Origin of the sequence: Arenibacter algicola, from assembly GCF_000733925.1 — a bacterium.
Classification (GTDB): Bacteria; Bacteroidota; Bacteroidia; order Flavobacteriales; family Flavobacteriaceae; genus Arenibacter; species Arenibacter algicola.
Genome location: NZ_JPOO01000001.1, coordinates 1,449,306 through 1,470,181, shown reverse-complemented (window position 1 = coordinate 1,470,181; position 20,876 = coordinate 1,449,306). Strand labels below are relative to the sequence as shown.

12 protein-coding genes are annotated in these 20,876 nt (G+C 38.7%); 6 read left to right on the top strand and 6 right to left on the bottom strand.

The window, feature by feature from the left end; genetic code table 11:
* Window positions 1–3: 3 nt before the first annotated feature.
* Window positions 4–1,320: a xylose isomerase gene (gene xylA, locus U735_RS0106445; RefSeq protein WP_031443040.1), complete on the bottom strand. Its 1,317-nt coding sequence runs from the start codon at window positions 1,318–1,320 to the stop codon at window positions 4–6.
* A gap of 625 nt (window positions 1,321–1,945) precedes the next feature.
* Between xylA and U735_RS0106435 the strand changes: the two genes are divergently transcribed.
* From U735_RS0106435 to U735_RS0106420, 4 genes are all read left to right on the top strand, one after another.
* Window positions 1,946–4,120, top strand: coding sequence for an alpha-glucuronidase family glycosyl hydrolase (locus U735_RS0106435; protein ID WP_031443039.1), 2,175 nt, complete (start codon window positions 1,946–1,948; stop codon window positions 4,118–4,120).
* Between the two features lie 303 nt (window positions 4,121–4,423).
* Entirely contained in the window at window positions 4,424–5,602 is a 1,179-nt protein-coding gene (locus U735_RS0106430) for an endo-1,4-beta-xylanase (protein ID WP_051891891.1), read from the top strand.
* 79 nt (window positions 5,603–5,681) lie between these two features.
* Complete coding sequence (locus tag U735_RS0106425) at window positions 5,682–7,619, top strand: sialate O-acetylesterase (RefSeq protein WP_031443037.1); 1,938 nt, start codon at window positions 5,682–5,684, stop codon at window positions 7,617–7,619.
* Window positions 7,620–7,678: 59 nt separating this feature from the next.
* Window positions 7,679–9,037 carry a glucuronyl esterase domain-containing protein gene (locus tag U735_RS0106420; protein WP_031443036.1) on the top strand — a complete coding sequence of 453 codons (1,359 nt, stop codon included), beginning with the start codon at window positions 7,679–7,681 and terminating at the stop codon, window positions 9,035–9,037.
* 581 nt (window positions 9,038–9,618) lie between these two features.
* On the opposite strand, the gene U735_RS0106415 is transcribed toward U735_RS0106420, so the two are convergent.
* The 5 genes from U735_RS0106415 to U735_RS0106395 all read right to left on the bottom strand — a co-directional run bounded on the left by U735_RS0106415 (window position 9,619) and on the right by U735_RS0106395 (window position 19,424).
* Window positions 9,619–11,799: an endo-1,4-beta-xylanase gene (locus U735_RS0106415; protein ID WP_031443035.1), complete on the bottom strand. Its 2,181-nt coding sequence runs from the start codon at window positions 11,797–11,799 to the stop codon at window positions 9,619–9,621.
* Window positions 11,800–11,879: 80 nt separating this feature from the next.
* Complete coding sequence (locus U735_RS0106410; protein ID WP_051891890.1) at window positions 11,880–13,253, bottom strand: glycan-binding surface protein; 1,374 nt, start codon at window positions 13,251–13,253, stop codon at window positions 11,880–11,882.
* Between the two features lie 40 nt (window positions 13,254–13,293).
* A complete protein-coding gene (locus U735_RS0106405; protein WP_031443033.1) occupies window positions 13,294–14,925 on the bottom strand; it encodes a RagB/SusD family nutrient uptake outer membrane protein in 1,632 nt (543 codons plus the stop codon).
* Window positions 14,926–14,942: 17 nt separating this feature from the next.
* Complete coding sequence (locus tag U735_RS0106400) at window positions 14,943–18,107, bottom strand: SusC/RagA family TonB-linked outer membrane protein (protein WP_031443032.1); 3,165 nt, start codon at window positions 18,105–18,107, stop codon at window positions 14,943–14,945.
* 384 nt (window positions 18,108–18,491) lie between these two features.
* Complete coding sequence (locus U735_RS0106395; RefSeq protein WP_083260597.1) at window positions 18,492–19,424, bottom strand: site-specific integrase; 933 nt, start codon at window positions 19,422–19,424, stop codon at window positions 18,492–18,494.
* 67 nt (window positions 19,425–19,491) lie between these two features.
* Between U735_RS0106395 and U735_RS0106390 the strand changes: the two genes are divergently transcribed.
* Both U735_RS0106390 and U735_RS0106385 read left to right on the top strand, forming a co-directional pair.
* Window positions 19,492–19,878, top strand: coding sequence for an ISAon1 family transposase N-terminal region protein (locus U735_RS0106390; RefSeq protein WP_031443030.1), 387 nt, complete (start codon window positions 19,492–19,494; stop codon window positions 19,876–19,878).
* Between the two features lie 7 nt (window positions 19,879–19,885).
* The gene (locus U735_RS0106385) at window positions 19,886–20,854 is read left to right on the top strand and encodes an ISAon1 family transposase (protein WP_031443029.1); all 969 of its coding nucleotides are present in this window, start codon (window positions 19,886–19,888) and stop codon (window positions 20,852–20,854) included.
* Window positions 20,855–20,876 lie beyond the last annotated feature (22 nt).

Sequence of the window (20,876 nt, the reverse complement as noted above, 5' to 3'; positions counted from 1 at the left end):
AATTTAAATATATTGATTGATAATGTTTTCAAACAACTCTTGTTTACCACTTTGCAGCCCAAGTTCACCATTTTCTTTCGCTATATCATACAAATCTGAAAGTTCTAATTTCCCAGACTCAAAATCTTCACCTTTTCCAGAATCAAATGAGCTGTAGCGTTTCTCCCTTAAAACCTTATATGCCGAAGAAGTTAAAATTTTGTCGGCTGTAATCAAAGCTCTAGCAAACGTATCAGCACCTCCAATATGGGCGTGAAATACATCTTCCATATCGGTGGAGTTTCTTCTGATTTTTGCATCGAAATTTACTCCCCCTCCTTGTAAACCTCCAGCTTCCAGGAAGACCAACATCGCCTCGGTAGTCTCTTGGATGTTGTTGGGAAATTGGTCCGTATCCCAACCGTTCTGGTAATCGCCCCTATTGGCGTCAATACTTCCCAACATTCCAGCTTTGGCTGCCACAGCCAATTCATGTTGCATAGTATGCTGTGCCAAAGTAGCATGATTGACTTCAATATTCATTTTAAAGTCTTTCTCCAAGCCATATTCTTTTAAGAATCCAATCGCTGTTGCTGCGTCAAAATCATACTGATGCTTCATGGGTTCCATTGGTTTTGGTTCAATAAAGAAAGTCCCATTAAAACCTTGAGCTCTTGCGTAGTCTTTTGCCATAGACAAAAATTGTCCCATATGATCTAATTCCCGGCCCAAATCTGTATTTAATAATGACATATAACCTTCACGGCCGCCCCAAAAGACATAATTTTCACCATCCAGTGCAATGGTTGCGTCCAATGCCAATTTTACTTGCCCACCAGCTCTGGCTACCACATTAAAATCCGGATTTGTGGCGGCACCATTCATATACCTGGGATTGGAAAAACAATTTGCCGTTCCCCATAATAATTTGATGCCCGTATCTGCTTTCTTTTCTTTTAAATATTCAGTAATAGTTGCCAATCTTCTTTCTGATTCGGCAAAAGTTGAGGCTTCCTGAATCAAATCAAAATCATGAAAGCAAAAATAATCAAATCCCATTTTTGATATAAATTCGAAGGCTGCATCCGCTTTATCCTTGGACGCTTGAATAGGATCTGAAGCTTTATCCCACTCAAATCTTTGGGTTCCAGGTCCAAAGGGGTCGGAACCTTGTCCACAGAAAGTATGCCAATATGCTATGGCGAATTTAAAATGTTCGCTCATGGTTTTTCCTGCGACCAGCTGTTTGGGATTGTAATACTTAAATGCCAATGGATTGTCCGATTCTTTTCCTTCAAATCTGATTTTATCTATTCCTTGAAAATATTCCTTTGTTGCCATAACTTATTATTATTTACTGTTTAATATCATTTGGAGTTCATGTTTTCCATTTGGAAATGCCTTTTAAAAGGGCTCTGTAATCATTTACAGAGCATATTACATCGACGATATCGGGATTATATTCTCCTAGACAGCGCACCAAGGGGTATGTTTAATTTGCAACCAAAAGTATTTTAAAAGGAAATTCTTTATTAGCACAAATGGGGATATAAATAATAAACTTGAAGCGATACTGTGACAAAAGGGACAAGCTTACATCAATATTGGCTATATTGTAAAGTCTTTGCTTCGTCTATGCCTTCAATTCTGAAGACGCTAAATGTTATCTTTACAGTTATAAAATTGACGGAAGTTTTTTCGGTTACTTTACATCGTATTAAGGCACTTAGTAAGAATATAGGAGAAAAACTACGAAAAGGCTTTAGTGAAGTCCAAAACCTAAGTACTGTAATACGGCTGGAATAGGACAATCATTGGTAATTGCATCAGAAGTGGCTTTCATAATCTGGAATAATAGTATTCTGGAATCCATTATACTATGGATTTTATTCATTGTTCAAATTTCTTAATTTTACTAATTTGTCTTAATTTCAGTATTTATAGTTCTATTAAATATAGTTTCCGTATGAAATTTTTACCGTTAACAATACTGCTTTACATTCTAACGACGTTCCAGATACATAGTCAAAATTTGGACGGATACAAACTTTGGTTACGTTACAACCTGATTGAGAATTCGGAGATTTTACGCAGCTATTCAAAGTTGGGAAATCCTGCCTATTTATCTCAAGGCAGTGAAATAATGCAAAATGCAAAGAACGAACTTTCAGTTGCCCTTGGGCAAATGCTGGGCAAATCACCTACTTTCTCAAATTCTATAGGTCCAGATAATGCTTTGGTCGTCGCATTAGCCCAGGATTTACCAAAAGATTTGGCACAGAAATTTAATGATGATTTATCCAATCTCAATAATGAAGGATTTCTACTTAAATCGGTCAATTATAAAAATAACAGGATTACAATCGTAACTGCAAAGAAAGAATTAGGAATTCTATATGGCGTTTTTAGGCTATTGAATTTAATGCAAAGCAACCAAGATCTGAATGCGCTCGATTTGTTAGATAGTCCTAAAATAAAAATAAGAATGTTGAACCACTGGGACAATTTAGACCGTACGGTTGAACGTGGGTATGCAGGATTCTCCTTATGGGATTGGCAGAAATTACCAGAATATATAGACCAACGTTATATTGATTATGCTCGTGCCAATGCCTCTATTGGTATAAATGCTACCGCATTGACCAACGTTAATGCGAATGCCCTAGTCCTCACACCTATGTATTTAAAGAAAGTGCAAGCCCTGGCCGAGGTTTTTAGAGGTTACGGAATAAAGGTATATTTAACTGCACGTTTTTCTGCACCTATTGAAATAGGCAATTTAAAAACAGCTGATCCACTGGATAAGGAGGTAAAAAAATGGTGGAAGGACAAAACTTCTGAGATATATAAAATAATTCCAGATTTTGGAGGATTTTTAGTCAAAGCTAATTCTGAAGGGCAACCCGGACCTCAAAATTATGGTCGCGATCATGTAGATGGCGCCAATATGATGGCGGAAGCATTGGAACCCTTTGGTGGTAATGTAATATGGCGGGCATTTGTATACTCTGAACATGAAGAAACAGATCGTGCCAAACAGGCTTACGATGAATTTGTTCCTTATGACGGAAAATTTAAGGACAATGTTTTGGTTCAAGTAAAGAATGGGGCTATTGATTTTCAACCTAGGGAACCGTTTCATCCTATGTTCGGCGCTATGCCAAAAACTCCCCTGATGATGGAATTTCAGATTACCCAAGAATATTTAGGTTTTAGTACCCACCTGGTATATCTCCCAAAATTATTTGAGGAAGTCTTGGAGGCGGACACCTTTAAAAAAGGAAAGGGAAGCACAGTGGCCAAGGTCATTTCCGGCAGTCTACATGGCAATAAGCTTACTGGAATGGCCGGAGTTGCCAATATTGGTACGGATATCAATTGGACAGGACATCCGTTTGCACAAGCTAATTGGTACGGGTTTGGCCGTTTGGCCTGGAATCCTGAATTAAGTTCTGAAATAATAGCTGAAGAATGGTTAAGGGCTACCTATAGTAATGATAAAGGTTTTTTGGAACCTATAAAGGAAATGATGCTTACCTCCCGTGAAGCCGTAGTAAATTATATGAACCCTTTGGGCCTACATCATCTTTTTGATACCGGTCACCATTATGGACCCGGCCCTTGGGTAGACGATTTAGGTAGACCAGATTGGAATCCCGTTTATTACCATAAAGCCGATAGCAAAGGAATAGGTTTTGACCGTACACCAACCGGCAGCAATGCCACGGAACAATATGCCGAGGAAGTGGCGAAACTTTTTAATGATCCCAACAGAATCCCTGAGGAATATTTGTTGTGGTTCCATCATCTTCCTTGGAATTACCAATTAAGAAATGGTAAGACCCTATGGGATGGATTGGCGTTAAAATACCAGCAAGGCGTGGATCAAGTAAGGGGGATGATTACTACATGGGCAAATGTAAGGCCTTATTTAACGGAAGGTGAATTCAATGAGGTGAACATGCTTCTTCAAATACAGCTAAAGGAAGCCAAATGGTGGCGTGATGCTTCTTTGTTATATTTCCAAACTTTTTCCCAAAAATCATTACCTGATGGTGTAGAAAATCCAGTGGAAACATTGGAATACTTTAAATCGCTTAAATTTCCATTTGCTCCTGGAATTCGACCACGATGGGATTAAAACCTGTTACGGCTAAAAGAGGTTCTTATTATGGAAGTTTTTAATGGAAATAGATATTATTTCTTCTAATTAGACAACATGATATAATATAAATATAATGTTCCGAGCAATTCTATATATGTTTTTTGAATAGAATTACAGGATTTATACTATTTGGGCTTTTGCAATCCTTTGAAAGAAGATAGTTTTAGAGTTGCAACAAGTTTAATATGGATTGCTTCAATTGTTATAATTTGTCCTAGTCGCATATAGTACATTTATACGCTAGATAAATTCAATAACAGTTTAAAAAACGGTATAGACATGTTCAGTACAAAAGCCCATTTTTTCAGTAATCTGCAAGTCCTTAAAAAAAAAATTATGCCCCTTGTGGTATTTTTAATTCTCGTAGGTTGCTCGGAACTGGATAAAAAGCAAATTATTGAAAAAAAAATATCCTTAAAAAGTGCATTCCAACACCAATTTTTAATTGGTGCAGCAATTAATGAAAATCAAATTTTAGGTAGGGATTCGTTGGCCCAAAAATTAATACGAGGAGAATTTAATAGTATTTCTCCCGAAAATTGCATGAAATGGAAATTTCTCCATCCTAAAAAAAATACGTTCTTCTTTGAAACATCAGATAAATTTGTTGCCTATGGCATTGATAACGATATGTTCATTATTGGCCATACCCTCGTATGGCATAGCCAGTTAGCCCCGTGGGCAGCCATGGTAGATAATAAGGAGGAATTATCCAATAACTTAAAAAACCATATTACCACAATTGTTGGCCGCTATAAAAGTAGGATCAATGGTTGGGATGTGGTCAATGAAGCGTTAAACGAAGACGGTACTTTAAGGGAATCCGTATTCTTAAAAGTTTTGGGCGATGGCTATTTAAGTGACTCCTTTAAATGGGCAAAGGAAGCCGATCCATCAGCTGAATTATATTATAATGACTACAACTTGTGCAATAAGGAGAAAAGGGATGGCGTCATAAAATTGGTGAAAAACTTACAAGAAAACGGTGCCGAGATAGATGGTATTGGCATGCAAGGCCATTGGAATTTGGAGGGGCCCAGTTTGGAAGATATAGAGGCTAGTATTTTGGCCTATTACAACCTTGGATTAAAGGTCATGATTACTGAACTGGACATAACGGTTTTGCCTAATCCCAATGATTTGGAGGGTGCAGAGGTGAACCAACATTTTGAAAATAGTGCATTTATGAACCCATACCCTGCTAAACTTCCTGACTCTATTTCAATAAAATTGGCAAAGCGTTATCAGGATATTTTTAAATTATTCAAAAAACATAGTGAAAAGATAAGTCGGGTAACGTTTTGGGGTGTAAATGACAACCAGTCCTGGCTTAACAATTGGCCGGTTAAAGGAAGAAAAAATTACCCATTGTTATTTGATCGGGACTACCAACCCAAGGTGGCTTACGACAGTGTAATTAACATTATAGTAAATTCACAAAAGAACCCAATAAACTAAAAAGTTATCTCGAGCCTTTTAAGAAGAGTGTTACCGATGAAAGTACTCTTATAAAATAACAAGGAAAAAATTAATAACCATGAAAACACTTCAGGCTTTTATAATATTCATTGTATTGACCGTTTCAGCTACAAGTGTCGCGCAAGTTGAGTTACCGGAAATTATCAGAGATAGCATGATTCTTCAGCGTAATGCCAAAATCAAAATTTGGGGTTGGGCTTCGAGCGGGGAAAATATTTCAGTAAGCTTTCATGGAAAAAAAATTAAGACTGTTGCATCGACCGACGGAGAATGGAATGTAGAGCTACCCAAGATGAAAGAGGGTGGACCCTATACCATGATTATCAAAGGTAAAAATGAAATAACATTGAACAATATCCTTTTAGGTGATGTTTGGCTGTGTGCTGGTCAATCCAACATGGTGCATCAGTTGAATATTCACGATGTTACTTATGCCGACGAAATAAAAAATGTGAACTATCCCCAAATACGGCATTTCAAAATCCCCACCCTGACAGAATTAGCCGGACCAAATAGGGATGTTAAAGGGGGCTCATGGCAATCAGCAGTTCCTCAAGAAATTCGGCCTTTTTCTGCAGTCGCTTATTTTTTTGCAAAAAAAATATATAACAAAAACAAAGTGCCAATTGGCCTTATAAATGCCAGCGTGGGTGGCACACCAATAGAGGCGTGGACCAGCGAGGAAGGTTTTCAGAATTTTCCTGAAATTTTAGAGACCATCAGGAAAAACAAAGACACGACCTATATAAATAGTTTAACCGCAATAGATTCCAATCAAGAAACTGGAGCTCGTTTTAAAATCACTGATAAAGGTCTTATAGGACCTTTAAAATGGTACGAGAAGGATTTTGAGCCCCAAAATTGGCGTAGCATCAATATACCAGGATATTGGGAGGATCAAGGAGTCAGGGATCTAAATGGGGTAGTCTGGTATAGAAAGGAGATAGAAATACCTGTAAATATGGCAGGAAAGGAAGCAATGGTGTTCCTCGGCAGGATCGTAGATGCCGATAAACTGTACATTAATGGTATTGATATTGGCAATACAAGCTATCAATATCCTCAGCGAAGATATAGTGTACCAAAGAATATATTAAAACAGGGGAAAAATATTTTTGTGGTAAAAGTGACAAATTATTTTGGCAAGGGTGGTTTTGTACCCGACAAACCCTATTATGTTTTTGCGGAAAAGGACACAGTGGATCTTAAAGGGTATTGGAAATACAAAGTGGGAGAAGTATTTGCACCTCCCTCCCCAGAAACTGTTGGGAGCCGAAGCTTTAACCCACAAAATGAACCTACTGCTCTTTACAATGCTATGGTAGCGCCATTTACAGAGCTATCCATAAAAGGAATACTGTGGTACCAAGGCGAAAGTAACTCTGGTAATCCAGGAGCTTATGCCAATCTATTACCTGCTTTTATAAGGGATTGGCGAACACAATTCAATAATGCCGATCTACCTTTTATTTATGCACAATTACCCAATTATATGGAGGTAAACTATTTACCTTCCAGGAGCAATTGGGCGGAGTTTAGGGAATCCCAGTTAAAGGCTCTTACCACCCCCAATACTGCCATGACGGTAAATATAGATTTAGGGGAATGGAACGATATTCACCCTGATAACAAAAAAGATGTTGGGGAACGCATGGCCTTGGCTGCCTTAAAACTTGCTTACGGTGAGGATATCGTCTATTCAGGTCCCATATACAAGGAACACGAAATTGATGGCAACAAAATTATTATTTCATTTATGCATGTTGGAGGTGGCTTAGTAACTAATGATAGTCAGGAGTTAGGAGAATTTGCCATTGCAGGTGAGGATAAAAACTTCGTTTGGGCAAATGCCGAAATCCGAGGGAATAAAGTCATCGTTTGGAGTGATGAGATTGTTAACCCACAATACGTTCGTTATGCATGGGGGGATAACCCAGATAATCCAAACCTGTATAACCGAGAAGGTCTACCAGCTTCCCCATTTAGGATTGAATAACTTTAATGGCAAAATGCTTTTAATCGAGGGAATTAATTTATCACAAAAAGTATAATTATATGACGGTAAGGAATTTTCTATACTTAACTATGGTCTTTTGGACGTTAACGATCAGTTCCCAAAACTCGAAAGAAGCAAGGGACAGTATTAATCGATATACCCAGCTCGATTTTTTGAATATGAAAGAAAAGCTAGGCATAAAAATTGATAATAGACCTGGTCCCTCTGGTAACCCAGATAATCCCAACGCTGCAAATACCAATGAGGCCCTAGTAAAACCTTATAACATACCTAACCCCTTAATAACCAAAAAAGGCAAGAGGGTAACAACTAAAGAGGAATGGTGGAAAATACGCAGAGGCGAAATTGCCAATGATTTTGAAAGAGAAATGTATGGTTTTTTGCCAACAATACTTCCAGAAGTAACTTGGACCGTGAAGCAGGAAAAGGATACTATGATAGGCCCTTATCCGGTTAGAGAAAAGCACTTAATAGGTAAGGTGGATAATTCGACCTATCCAGAAATCGATGTTAAAATTGAACTACTTATAGGCATTCCAATGGCTGATAACGGTCCTGTACCGTTGGTAATGGAATTTGGTTATATCCAATGGCCTTTCGGCACTCCTCCTGCCGAACCAAAAAGTTATTTTGCATCCCCATATGAACCACGTTGGAAACAACAGTTAATTTCGCAGCATTGGGGGTATGCCATTTTAGTACCCAGCAGTATTCAAGATGACAATGGTGCTGGACTTACTTCAGGGATAATTGGTTTATTAAACCAGGGACGGAATAGAAAGCCAGAAGATTGGGGCGTACTTCGTGCCTGGGCCTGGGGTGCAGGAAAAGCACTAGATTATTTTGAAACCGACCCAACGATAGATGCAAGAAAAATAGCTATTGAAGGAACTTCCAGATACGGCAAAGCTGCTTTGGTCACTATGGCATTTGATCAGCGATTTTCCATGGCGTTTATTGGATCGGCCGGTGCGGGAGGGTCTTCTCTCTTGAGAAGAAATTTTGGTGAAATGACTGAAAACTTAGCTTCCTCTGGAGAATACCACTGGTTTTGCGGAAACTTTATTAAGTATGCAAGCACACTCACTGTTACCGATCTTCCAGTCGATGCCCATGAATTAATTGCTCTATGCGCACCAAGACCTGTCTTTATAAGTGCTGGATCGGCACTGATCGAGGGTAATTGGGTAGATGCAAAAGGTATGTTTCTTGCAGGTGTACATGCATCCCCAGTTTATAGACTTCTTGGTAAAAATGGGCTTCATACTAATAAATTTCCATTAATGGGAAATGCCCTTACTACTGGAGAAATAGCCTATAGGCAACACGCCGGAGGACATAGCACCGGACCAAATTGGAGTACGTGGATCGCTTGGGCCCACAGATATTGGGATTAACATTAAAGCGAAATAAATATTTCAAAACAGCTAATTATCCAAAATCAATATCAATTGTAATAAATATTGCTAACTCTTTAATAGGCTAGACCGGAATTTGAAGGACATCAGAACTTCCCTCAAAACAAATATTAAAAAATCCGCTCAGCAAATCTTCCCGGATTAATTAAAGTAATTTATTTGTGATTTTTCCGCTCAATAAGGCCGGCCATTCTTGGGCCGTGCTTAATGTAATTCAGATCTATTGTGTTATTCCGGAATCTGGGCATATCCTATAAGTTAAATGATTATTATTAATTGTTACATTACACACCAACTAACAAGGGGTTCTTTATTTCGCAATTATACGCTGCGGACCTGGACTTTAATAATTCACGGATTTTTAGGGCATAGGAACAAATTAATAAACTTTCGCGGTCAAGTAAATAATTGCATAGATACGTTGTCATATCTAGGACACTTGGGATTAAATAACAAAAAAAGGCAATTATTTAAAATAACTACCTTTTTAGTTTCTCCAATAAAATCATCAATACTCATTTACTAAAAATCCACCAGATCTCTGAAATTATTTGTTGATGTTAATCCTGTAATTCTCCAGTAAAATCTTCACTTACATCGCGTCCAGCTAAACCATCGGCTGCCCCTTTATAAGCAAGTTTTCTATTGTAATTTGCATCCCATAGATTGGGTGATTCATCAGGAAGCCAAAATTCGTGCTCCTGCTCATTATCCGAAATACCCCAAATGGTTATCCCATATTGCTGAGCCGATGGGATATGTTCAATATACTTTTCTATGATAAAGCGATACATTTCGGCTTGTGCTGCCAACTGATCATTGGTGGGTGAGTTTGTCCCTAATCTTACGTCCAACTCTGAAATCTTGATCAATTTACCGCTAGCAGCCAATTTCTGGAACATTTGAACTATTTTATCTTTATCACTATCATAGGATACATGCATTTGTGTACCAATACCATCAACTGTAGCACCTTGACTCTCTATGTACTGTGTATACTGAATTAAACCATCACATTTTTCCAAACTGTACTCAAGGTTATAATCGTTGATGAAAAGTTTGTCCGTTGGGTTTCCGTATTGTCGGGCTAGTTTAAATGCCGTAACAGCGTAATCTTCACCTAGGTATTTTACCCAGTAGAATTCATCATCGGCCAATTCGGGAATATTTCCATCTCGAAGTGAACCTCCTTCTTTCATTGGTTCATTTACAACATCCCAAGCATGTACATCGCTTTTATAGTGCCCCACCATTTTTGAAATCCAATCTTCCATAGCAGCACCTATAATTTCTTTTTTTTCCTCCTCCGTTTTCTCAACAATAGTAGGGCCTGAACCCCCACCAGTTTCTCCAGAAGTTAATACAATATCATCTATATAATAAGTCGCAGCTGCCTCTCCAAAATCGAAAATAAATTTTGTTTTATCATCAGTTGATGGGATTACAGTTCTTGTTACCTGAGTCCAAGTTGTGCCTACATTAATACCTCCATAGTAGTCTCCAGCATAATCGGCATTTTGTATCTCAAATTGCAAAATTACGGAGCTTGTAGCCTTGACCCAAAAAGTACAGGTATACTCTGTTCCGAGTTCCAAGGGTTGATCAAATGTAAACACTTGTTGTGCTTCCCACGCATTCGCCGCCGTCGGGTTTGTCAATACCATAGCATATCCTGTATCCCCAAAACCTTCTCCTTCGGCCGATACCGCTCTTGAGGAGCCATTTCCGTAACCTCCCCAACCATCCAGGGTACCTCCTTCAAAGTCGCCATTGGTTATTAAATTAACGAAAGTAGGTTCAGCATCCAAATCTACCACTTGTATATTGTCTACATCAATTAAATAGGTTACTCCATCCAAATAACCCATATCAAAGAAAAACTTGAAAGTATTCCCGGTAAAGTCGTTCAGTGTTATTTTAACCTGTTGCCATTGCGAAGTGGTATCAAACGCTTCGGTCCAGTCCCCCCCGGTAGCATACCAATCTTGCCATGGATAGTTATTTTCCAATCCTTCAAATGATATACGTCCTTTACCAGGTTGATCGGATTTTACATAAAATGAAATTTCATAGGTATGACCACTGACAATAGTTATATCTGGAGTTCCAAGTTGTAGATCCCATGGATTTGAGGTTCCGCTTGCGATCATTTGAACCGCTTGTGAACTACTTGATAGCCCTTCACCCTCGACCACAGAAATTGCGGAATTCCAAGATCCTCCCCAACCGTCAAGTGAACCGTCTTTTAATCCCGAAAGATCAAGGGAATTGGCGCCACTTGAACCAGGGATAACAGTTGGAGCAATTAAACTGTTTAAATAACTTGCATTTTGATTTTGATGCCATACCAAAGTATGACCGAATACACTTAATCCGGCTTCCTTCGTTTTAGCAATGAAGGCATCAACATTTCCGAAATTTAATTCTCCCTTAGAATTTACCATTGGGCCATGTTTCATGGCATAACCAACAGTAACTTCATCAAAATTAGCATCTGTTAAACCTCTGTAGGTGGCATCATTAAGATACAGGTCAAGCCCAATGCCCGTACCAAGAACAAAATCCGTGTACGTATTTAATGCCTCGTACCTGGTAATTTTTTCAGCGAGTTCCAAGGGCAGTTCCGCTACCGTTACCTTGCCTTTTTCAGCATCTTCTGTCCAATCCATCATTTGATCGTCGCAGGACCAAAAAATCATGGGCGAAAGAGCCATAATGGTTAATATTTTTTTGTAGTTCATTTTTCTTTTTTTTATAAGTTTAAAATCTTCTATTTTTTAGGTAAACTAACTAAAGATTATAGTCGTCGGCTATTATAAGTTTATTCAGGAAAATCGGTAGTGGTCGGGACTTCCAAGGATACAATTCTCCAGTTATCAGTGTACACATTTACTGAGGTGGCTGCAGATGCAAATTCCACTTCACTACTACCTCCAGTTATATCACTTAATTTAATGTCCGAGTTGTTAAAGAATATTCCGAAGTTTTTATAAGTTGCTCCTTCGCGGTATGCCAGCAAATCTTCAAAGGTGTATTCGCCATCCGAAAAATTATAGAATTCCGTAAAAGGAACTGTTACCGTCGTCCAACCATTGGTTTGAAAAGCTTTTACTTTACCATCAACTATCCATGGTACGTAATTATAAGCGCCACCGCTCCATTCTCCACCGTTAAAATTATTTATTAACAGTATTTGCAAGTATCCGGTATTTGCCCAAGGTTCCGGAACATATATGTCAAATTGAAAGGCCACTTGATCTAAAGGGGTTGAAGCTGCAATAAAAGGGGTTATTTGACTACGCCAATTATCCACATCATTACCTGCCGTCCATACCTCTGAATTTCGATTTGTTGCTGCAGCAAAAGAGGCAATTCTAGATGGCCGATGCGGAGCATAAATTCCTTGTGAAACATTTCCAACTCCAATTGAAGTAGATTCTATGTCTACATCTTTAATCATACTATTTCCTGCATCCCAAAATCCATGAACACCATTGCCATCAAAATCCAATATAACTCCCTTTTTGAAGTTAAAATAGGATGGTGAATATGCACCACCATTGGCACTTTCTATAAATAAGGAACCGCCGTTCTCTGAAACTCCCTCGGGAACGGTTACCATAAAGAACTCACCGTCTTCTTCATCATAGCTAATCCCATTTGTAACAGCGATATTGCCTGGAAATACAACTTTATTCACTTCTATCAATCCAGTACCATAAACGGTGATTTCTTCACCTGGATTAGGCAATGTATTGGAAATGCTTGTTATAGTTGGTGCCGATGACCTAATTTCAAAAGAGAAAATTACTTCATTGGTATCATTTGCCAAACGTATGGTATTGCGAACACTTTCATCTGCATCAACAGTTGGCGTGTCAGCTGAAATACTGATCAACATTGAATTATCCGTCACATATACCGGATTAAAATAGGTAGGATATCCATTTATATAGGCTTTTTTAAGTCCTGCAAAACCATAACCTTCAATGCGCAACAATTGTCCCAAACGACCAAAGTTCACTTGCCTGTCCGGAACTGATGAATTAACGTCTTCCAGAAATACTTTGCTAATGGCAATCGCACCACCTTCAGAATCATTTTCTTCACATGCCGCAAAAAGTATGGAAGCCAATATCAGAACCACGATTGTTAAGGATGTACAGTGTTTTTTAATTAATATATATTTTATCATATCAAATTAATTTTAATTATTATTGTTTTTTCTCCAATCCTTAGAACAAGTCAGTTATTCTTTCCTCCGTAAATTCATATGGTACAGGAGCATCCTTTAGTAAAGGATTTTGCACAACCTCTGATTCTGGATAAGGTAGAAAGAATATAGACCTATCAATCACTCCTATAGACCGTGTACTGGGATCAACAGTTTCATCAACTGTTACGGTATTCGTTTCGGAATCATAGTTAAAAGGTGTAATGGTTCCCCTATCTTGAGCAATAATGTAATTGATAACCTCTTGTTCCTGGTAATAGGAGCGCCTTACGAGATCAAACCAAAATTGCCCTTCCATACATAATTCCACCCTTCGTTCATGGATGATATCATCATACGTTAGAGACGTTTTTTCTTCAAGACCAGCTCGGGTACGAAGTTGATTTACATAAATTAAGGCATTGGCATCTGCGGTACTTGTGTTATTGCCTAAAACCGCTTCGGCATAATTTAAATGCACCTCTGCCAAACGAATCATATAAGTATTCAAGGCAGAATTCATACGAGTTATACTGGCGTTATCTTTATTTGAACCTACCACACCTTTTTTAACTGTAAGAAAATCATTGGGGTGATCTACAGTGTAACCACCATTTGCTACATTAATGTTGGGGTAGAAATCCTCATTGCCCATCCAAGTGGCCTCGCGACGTTGATCATTAGTCTCATATTCCTTTAACACATCATAAGATGCTCTTGTCCAATATCCCCATGCAGCATCATCCCCAGTAATATCCGAACCTAAAGCAAAAAAAGCTTGGTGCATATTATTAACACCATAATCTCCATTGGGAACCCATTGTAATGCAAACAATGATTCACTATTATTATTATTTTCTATCCTGAATAAATCGGCATAATCGTCCATTAAAACGTATGGGCCTTCCGTAAGAACCTTATCTGCAGCTTTTCTGGCCAAATCCAGATATTCCTGATTTCGGGTGCCACTGTTTGGATTATCACTTAAACCGGCATAGGAAAGATAAACTCGCGATAACATACCAAATGCACTATAACGGGTTAACCTACCTGCCTGACCGGATTGTTCAGGAAGGTATTTTGCAGCATATTCCATATCGCGTATTGCAAATTGATACACGTCTTCGATTGGATTTTTATTGACTATAGGATTGCTGACCAATTCTGCAGGATCGGTAGAAATAATTGCATCGCCCCACAACGAAGCCAAATACCAATAAGCTGTTCCTCTCATAAAACGTGCTTCAGCTATATAGGCCTGTTTTGCACTTTCATCAACCGTACTGGCCGTTATCCCATTTATAACGTTATTGGATTGTTGAATAACATTGTAGAATGATGACCAAGCTTCAACCAACGGCCCTGTCAGTCCTGTCTCATTTAAATCACTGAATGGGTAAATGTAATCGGAGAATGGTGCATACAAGTTGTAAGAACGGCCATCTCCAAGTCCATAATAGAATTTAGAATTAAAATCGAACCACACCTTATTATAAAGGGGTGCGGTTGCCGCTCTAAAATCGTCTTCTGAATTATAGAAATTATCTTGAGTAACCAAATCTTCCGGTTCTACCTCTAAAAGATTGCTACAACTCGTACAAATAAGGACAAACGTCATTATAAGACCAGTATAAATTATTTTTTTAGTTTTCATAGTTATAGTATTTTTTTTTAGAATTTAACATTTAATCCAACTGTTATTATACTAGGTGACGGATAACGGCCATTATCGATACCTGTTAAAAGAGCATCTTGATTGATAGATCCTACTTCCGGATCATAGCCAGAATACTTGGTAAATGTCAATACATTCTGCATGTTGGTATATACTTTGGCATTTTGTAATCCGAACTTGGCAATCCAGTCCTGTGGTAGGTTATAGCCAAAAGAAATATTCTTAATTCTTACATAGGAGCCATCTTCTACAAACCTATCGCTAAAGCGGAAGTTGGATTCCGAAGCTGCCGAAGAACCGGCAATTCTAGGCATGTATTTATCGCCTCCCACAATTTGAACATTACGATAGTCGTTGGGTCCGTTAGGGTTAATTAGACCCAATTGGGCATAACCCAAGGCAGTTTCAAATAAATTTGTATTACCACGAGGGTTTTCCAAGAAACGCCTCTGATAATTTACTACATCATTCCCGTACGAGCCCGTTAACAATATATTTAGCTCCAACCCTTGATACGTAAAGGAGTTCCCTACACCAAAAGTGAAATCTGGAGCAGGATTACCAATGTATTGTAGATCATTCTCATCTATCACTCCATTTTTATCCTTATCGTCGAACATATAGTCACCTATCCACATGGCATTTTCACCAATAGTGTTTACCTCGGTTGGTAATGCTGTTGGAACTATTTCACCTGCCTCGTTTTTATAATAGAAATCTGTAGCATCCTCAAATCGACCTATAACCTTATACCCGTAGAACTGTCCAATGGGTTCCCCGACGGCGGTACGTGTTACTATGGAAATATCTGAACCTTGTTGAAGCGTTTTACTTAGTATGGACGATTCATTAACCAATGATAACACCTTATTTCTGTTCATAGAAAAAACAAAATTGGAACGCCAAGAAAAATCCTTTGTATCTGCATTCACAGTATTTAGTGTTAATTCGATTCCCTTATTTTCAAGGGATCCAATATTTACTTGTGGTGGTGTTGTTGATCCTATACCTGCAACACCAACATATCTTGGCAGGGGTTTTTCCAGTAGTAAATCTTTTGTTTCTTTATAATAAACATCCACTATAAACTCTATACGGTTATTAAAAAGATTAAGGTCCAAACCAGCATTACTGGACGAAGTAGTTTCCCATTTTATATCCGGGTTTGCTGTATTTGCAGCTAGCAAACCAGGTCCGAAAGTAGTTGGTGAAGCTGAGTAAATAGGGGTATAAGCGTAGTTAGGTGCATTTTGATTACCAACAGCTCCCCAACCTAAACGCAGTTTTAAATTATTGATCACATCATTTTCCTTTAGGAAATTTTCATTGGATATTTTCCAGGCAAAGGCAGCTGAAGGAAACCAGCCCCAACGATTATTTTTACCAAATTTGGAAGATCCATCCCTTCTCAATGTGCCTGTTAAGAGGTATTTGTCGTCAAATGAATAGAACATTCTACCGAAATAAGAACTAATACTACTTTTATTACTGGCATTGGAGTTCCTAGCAGTTGTAGCGTCTCCTGCATTTAAATCGGTAGAACCATTAGTTATAAAGCCAGATCGATATCCTGTTAAGTTATCCCACTTGGATTCCTGCATTTCTTGACCAAGAATCATGTTTACGTTATGCTGTCCAAATTCATTGTTATAGTTCAATAGATTGGACCAATTCCAATATTTACTAAAGGATTTTGACCTATTACTCTCCCTAACATCATTTATAAGAGCACCGAAGGCGTATGAAGGATCAAATCTATACCCGTTGGAAAAACCATAGTCCAACGAATACTGTGTTTTAACACTAAGTCCCTTCGCCAATGTTAATTCGGCATAAGTATTGGCTCTTAATCCAACATTTTCATTCCTATTATCCTTAATGGCTGCAAGGCCAATTGGATTGTTCTGAACAAACTGATCTGTATCCGGCCCGTCAAAGGACCCATCTGCATTACGTACGGCAACATTTGGGGTTTGTCTAAGTGCAGTCGGAATCAGCGCTTGTTCGGAAACCGTAGTTTTTAATTTTGAATTGCTCAATGCCAGGTTTACGCCAACTTTAAGAAAATCTTTAACTTGGGAATCTATTACTCCCCTTAGATTAAAACGCTCGAACGCTGAACCAATTGCTATGCCATCTTGATCTAGGTAACCAATACCCATGGCATAGGTAGTTTTTTCCGTTCCCCCGGAAGCAGATAAGTTATGACTCTGCATCATGGCTCGGGTAAATAATTCCTCCTGCCAATCTGTACCTGGTCCTAATAAATCTGGACGGATATAAGCATTATTACGCTCAACAATACCCAAATCAGCGCGTGTATTATGATGTACAGCATATTGTTGTAGATCCATTAAGCTTATCTTTCCTGGTATTTCTTGCCAACCCATATAAGTATCATAAGTCATGGATAACTCCCCTGCCTTACCTCGTTTGGTGGTTATAATTATAACCCCGTTTGCTGCTCTCGATCCATAAATGGCTGTTGCAGATGCATCTTTCAATACATCCAAGGAAACAATATCTGAAGGATTTATGGATTGTAAAGGATTGCTATTACTTGATCCGGTAGAACCATCAATAATTACACCATCAATTACAAAAATAGGCTCATTAGACCCGGTTAGCGAGCTAATTCCACGTATACGAATTGAAGAACTACCTCCAGGTGCACCACTATTCTGTTGAATTTGCACACCTGCTGCACGTCCTTGCAAAACTTGATCTACAGATGTTGCCACAGATTGAGTTATTGCTTCACTAGATACAGAAACCACAGATCCTGTTAAATCCGTACGTTTCATTTGTCCATAACCAATTACGACAACCTCATCCAAGGAAGAAACATCAAACTCTAAAGTTGTATTAATTTGGGTTTGATTATTAATCGCGATTTCTTTGGTTTCGTACCCTATAACACTAAATACCAATACGCCATTTGCCGGAACATTCCGAATTTCATAAAGACCATCAAAATCCGCTGCCGTACCATTGTTGGTTCCTTTCAAAACAACATTGACACCAGGAATTGGTCCATCTGCATCAGATACCTTTCCAGAAACCGTAGTTTGAGCGTTAATCTCTGCACAACAGAGAAACAATAGGATTGGAAATCCAAGCTTTTTAAAGTATTCGATTTTAAAAAATAATAGGTTTGTCATAAACTGAGTTTATAAATTTGGTTAGTAATTCATTTTTCAAAGAATCGACTCATCCACAATCAAATATTAGAATTAAGGAGAATAGATTTGTCCAAACTTATTAAGTTAAGAACCAAAGGAGTATAAAATTTCAGTCTCCAAATATAAATTTTGAAGCAAACGTATGTAAGCCCCATGTTTACGGCATAATATTACCCATAATTACTAGAATCTTTAAAGTAAACAATTGGTTTAGCCGCAAGAAAAAATCTTCCATACCTACATTAACCTACCTTTTAAAATCAATTTGGAAAAGGTGGTAGTCTGTATATTTTTTTTTAATTCATAAGGTATTATTCAAAGCACATTGCTTTCCGAAATAAAACTAAGATCTATAAACATTAATTATAACACAAGCTGTAATTTTACGGCAATTGGACCGAAAGCTAGTTGGTTGAAGATGATTGGATATGAAAAGTAGACCAAATGCGCAGTTAAGTTATGGTAAGATTTGGGGTCGATAGTCCTTATTTCCCGTTCCCCATTTTTATCTTTCTTTTCAACCGCAATTTGGCTCTCCCTTTCCTTAAACCTCATCAATAGATTGCCGATATCCTCACTTATCTTGGACTCCACTACCCTAGCATATATCTGGGTGGTCGATAATTTGGTATGGCCCAAAAGTTTTGAGACCGTTTCAATGGGTACCCCATTGGATAACATGACCGTAGTGGCAAAGGTATGCCTGGCCACATGGAAAGTAATGTTCTTATGGACCCCGCATGCTCCCGCTATTTTCTTGAGATACGTATTCACCTTCTGGTTGGAGCATATGGGAAGTAATCCATTGTGGGTAGGGTAATCCCTGTACTTTTCCAAAATATCCCATGCTTGGGGAAGTATAGGGATTTTGACCAGCTCGTCCGTTTTTTCCCGTTTGGTATAGATCCAATTCCTATCATCTATACCCTTAGTGATCTTATCCCTTGTAAGCTCTTTTACATCCACATAGGAAAGTCCGGTATAACAGGAAAATACAAAACAGTCTTTTACATGTTGTAATCTATCCTGTTTGAATTCCGTTTCCTCTATCAGTCTTAATTCCCTTTGGGTCAGGAACACGCGATCGAATTTGTTGAACTTCAATTGGAACCTATCAAAAGGGTTTTTGTTTACCCATTCCAGTTTCACGGCAAGGTTCACCATTTTCTTGAAACGTTCCAAATGTTTCATAACTCCATTATTGTTGAGGCACAGCTGTTTCTTTTTGTCCGTGCACCTCCTTAAATAATGTTCCAGGTCCAGTATAAAACGATAGTTGAGCTGCTTTAGATAGATATCGGATCAAGTACAAAAGTTGGGTCTAAAGTGAATAATTTATTTCTTTGCACTTTAAATTTAATGGATGGACAAAGGAACCGATTTATCGTTATTGAGCTTATTTTTACCAGAGGGACTACTTGACTTTTTTGATATCGTCGGTTTTGAACAAAAGCCGATAAAGAATCCCTTGTACGACAATCGGTTGACTGTATTTTTAGAGGAGAAAAAGCAGGTACCGGAGCGTTACAAAGATCACACCTTTAAGGCCAGTGGCTTTATGGAGCCCAGGGTCATCGATGATTATCCGATCCGCAGCAATCTGGTCAGCTTGAGCCTCAAGCGCAGGCGCTGGGATGTCCTGATAGATGGAAAGTGGACCAAGGCAAGCCGTGATTGGGATGATTTTATTGCACAGGGGACCCGCATATCAAAGGAGTTCGCTGCTTTTTTAAAAGAGATCAACGGATAATACGGCCCTGAGCGGCCAACAGCTGGGGTCCCTCTTCGGGGTAAACGGCAATAGACTCCAGCGACAGTACAAGGACTATCTGAGCGATTCTAAGGACTGGGAACAAAAGGGACATGCCAAACAGTGGCTCATCTTTCCCGAAAATATGGGGCCTTACCTGTCCATTGACGAAACGGCACTCTCCAAAGGGGAACTCTATACCATAATCACCAACAAAAAGGCCAAGGGCAAAAAAGGGTCCATAGTGGCCATATTCTCCGGTACCAAGGTGGAACCTATCATAGAACAACTAATGAAGATATCGGACAAGAAAAGGGCCAGGGTCAAGGAAATCACCCTGGATATGGCAAACTCCATGAAGACCATCGCCAAAAAATGCTTCCCCAAAGCGGTACAGGTCACCGACAGGTTCCACGTACAGAAACTGGCACTGGAGGCCCTTCAGGACATTCGGATCAAGCATAGATGGGACGCCATAGACCTGGAGAACGAACAGATAAAACGGGCAAAAGAAAAGAACAGGGCCTTCGTCCCAAAAGAATTCAATAACGGGGACACCAGAAAACAACTCTTGGCCCGAAGTAGGTACCTACTTTATAAATCGCCCAACAATTGGACCCGGAACCAATCGGAAAGAAGTAAAATATTGTTCGCCCATTATCCCGATATAAAACTCGCATTCGACCTGGTACAGGGGCTCAGGAACATATTCAATACGGCAACTTCCATTCAAACGGCATATACAAAGCTGGCGCATTGGCACAAAGACGTAGAGAATACAGGCTTCAGGGCCTTCAATACCATTGCCAACACAATATCCCTCAACTATAGGTCGATCCTGAACTATTTTATAAACAGGAGCACAAACGCATCTGCAGAATCCTTCAATGCCAAAATAAAAGCTTTTAGGGCCCAGTTCAGAGGCGTTAGAAATACAGAATTCTTCCTGTTTAGATTAACTCAATTATTTGCATAAATATCCAAATACCCAGAAATTG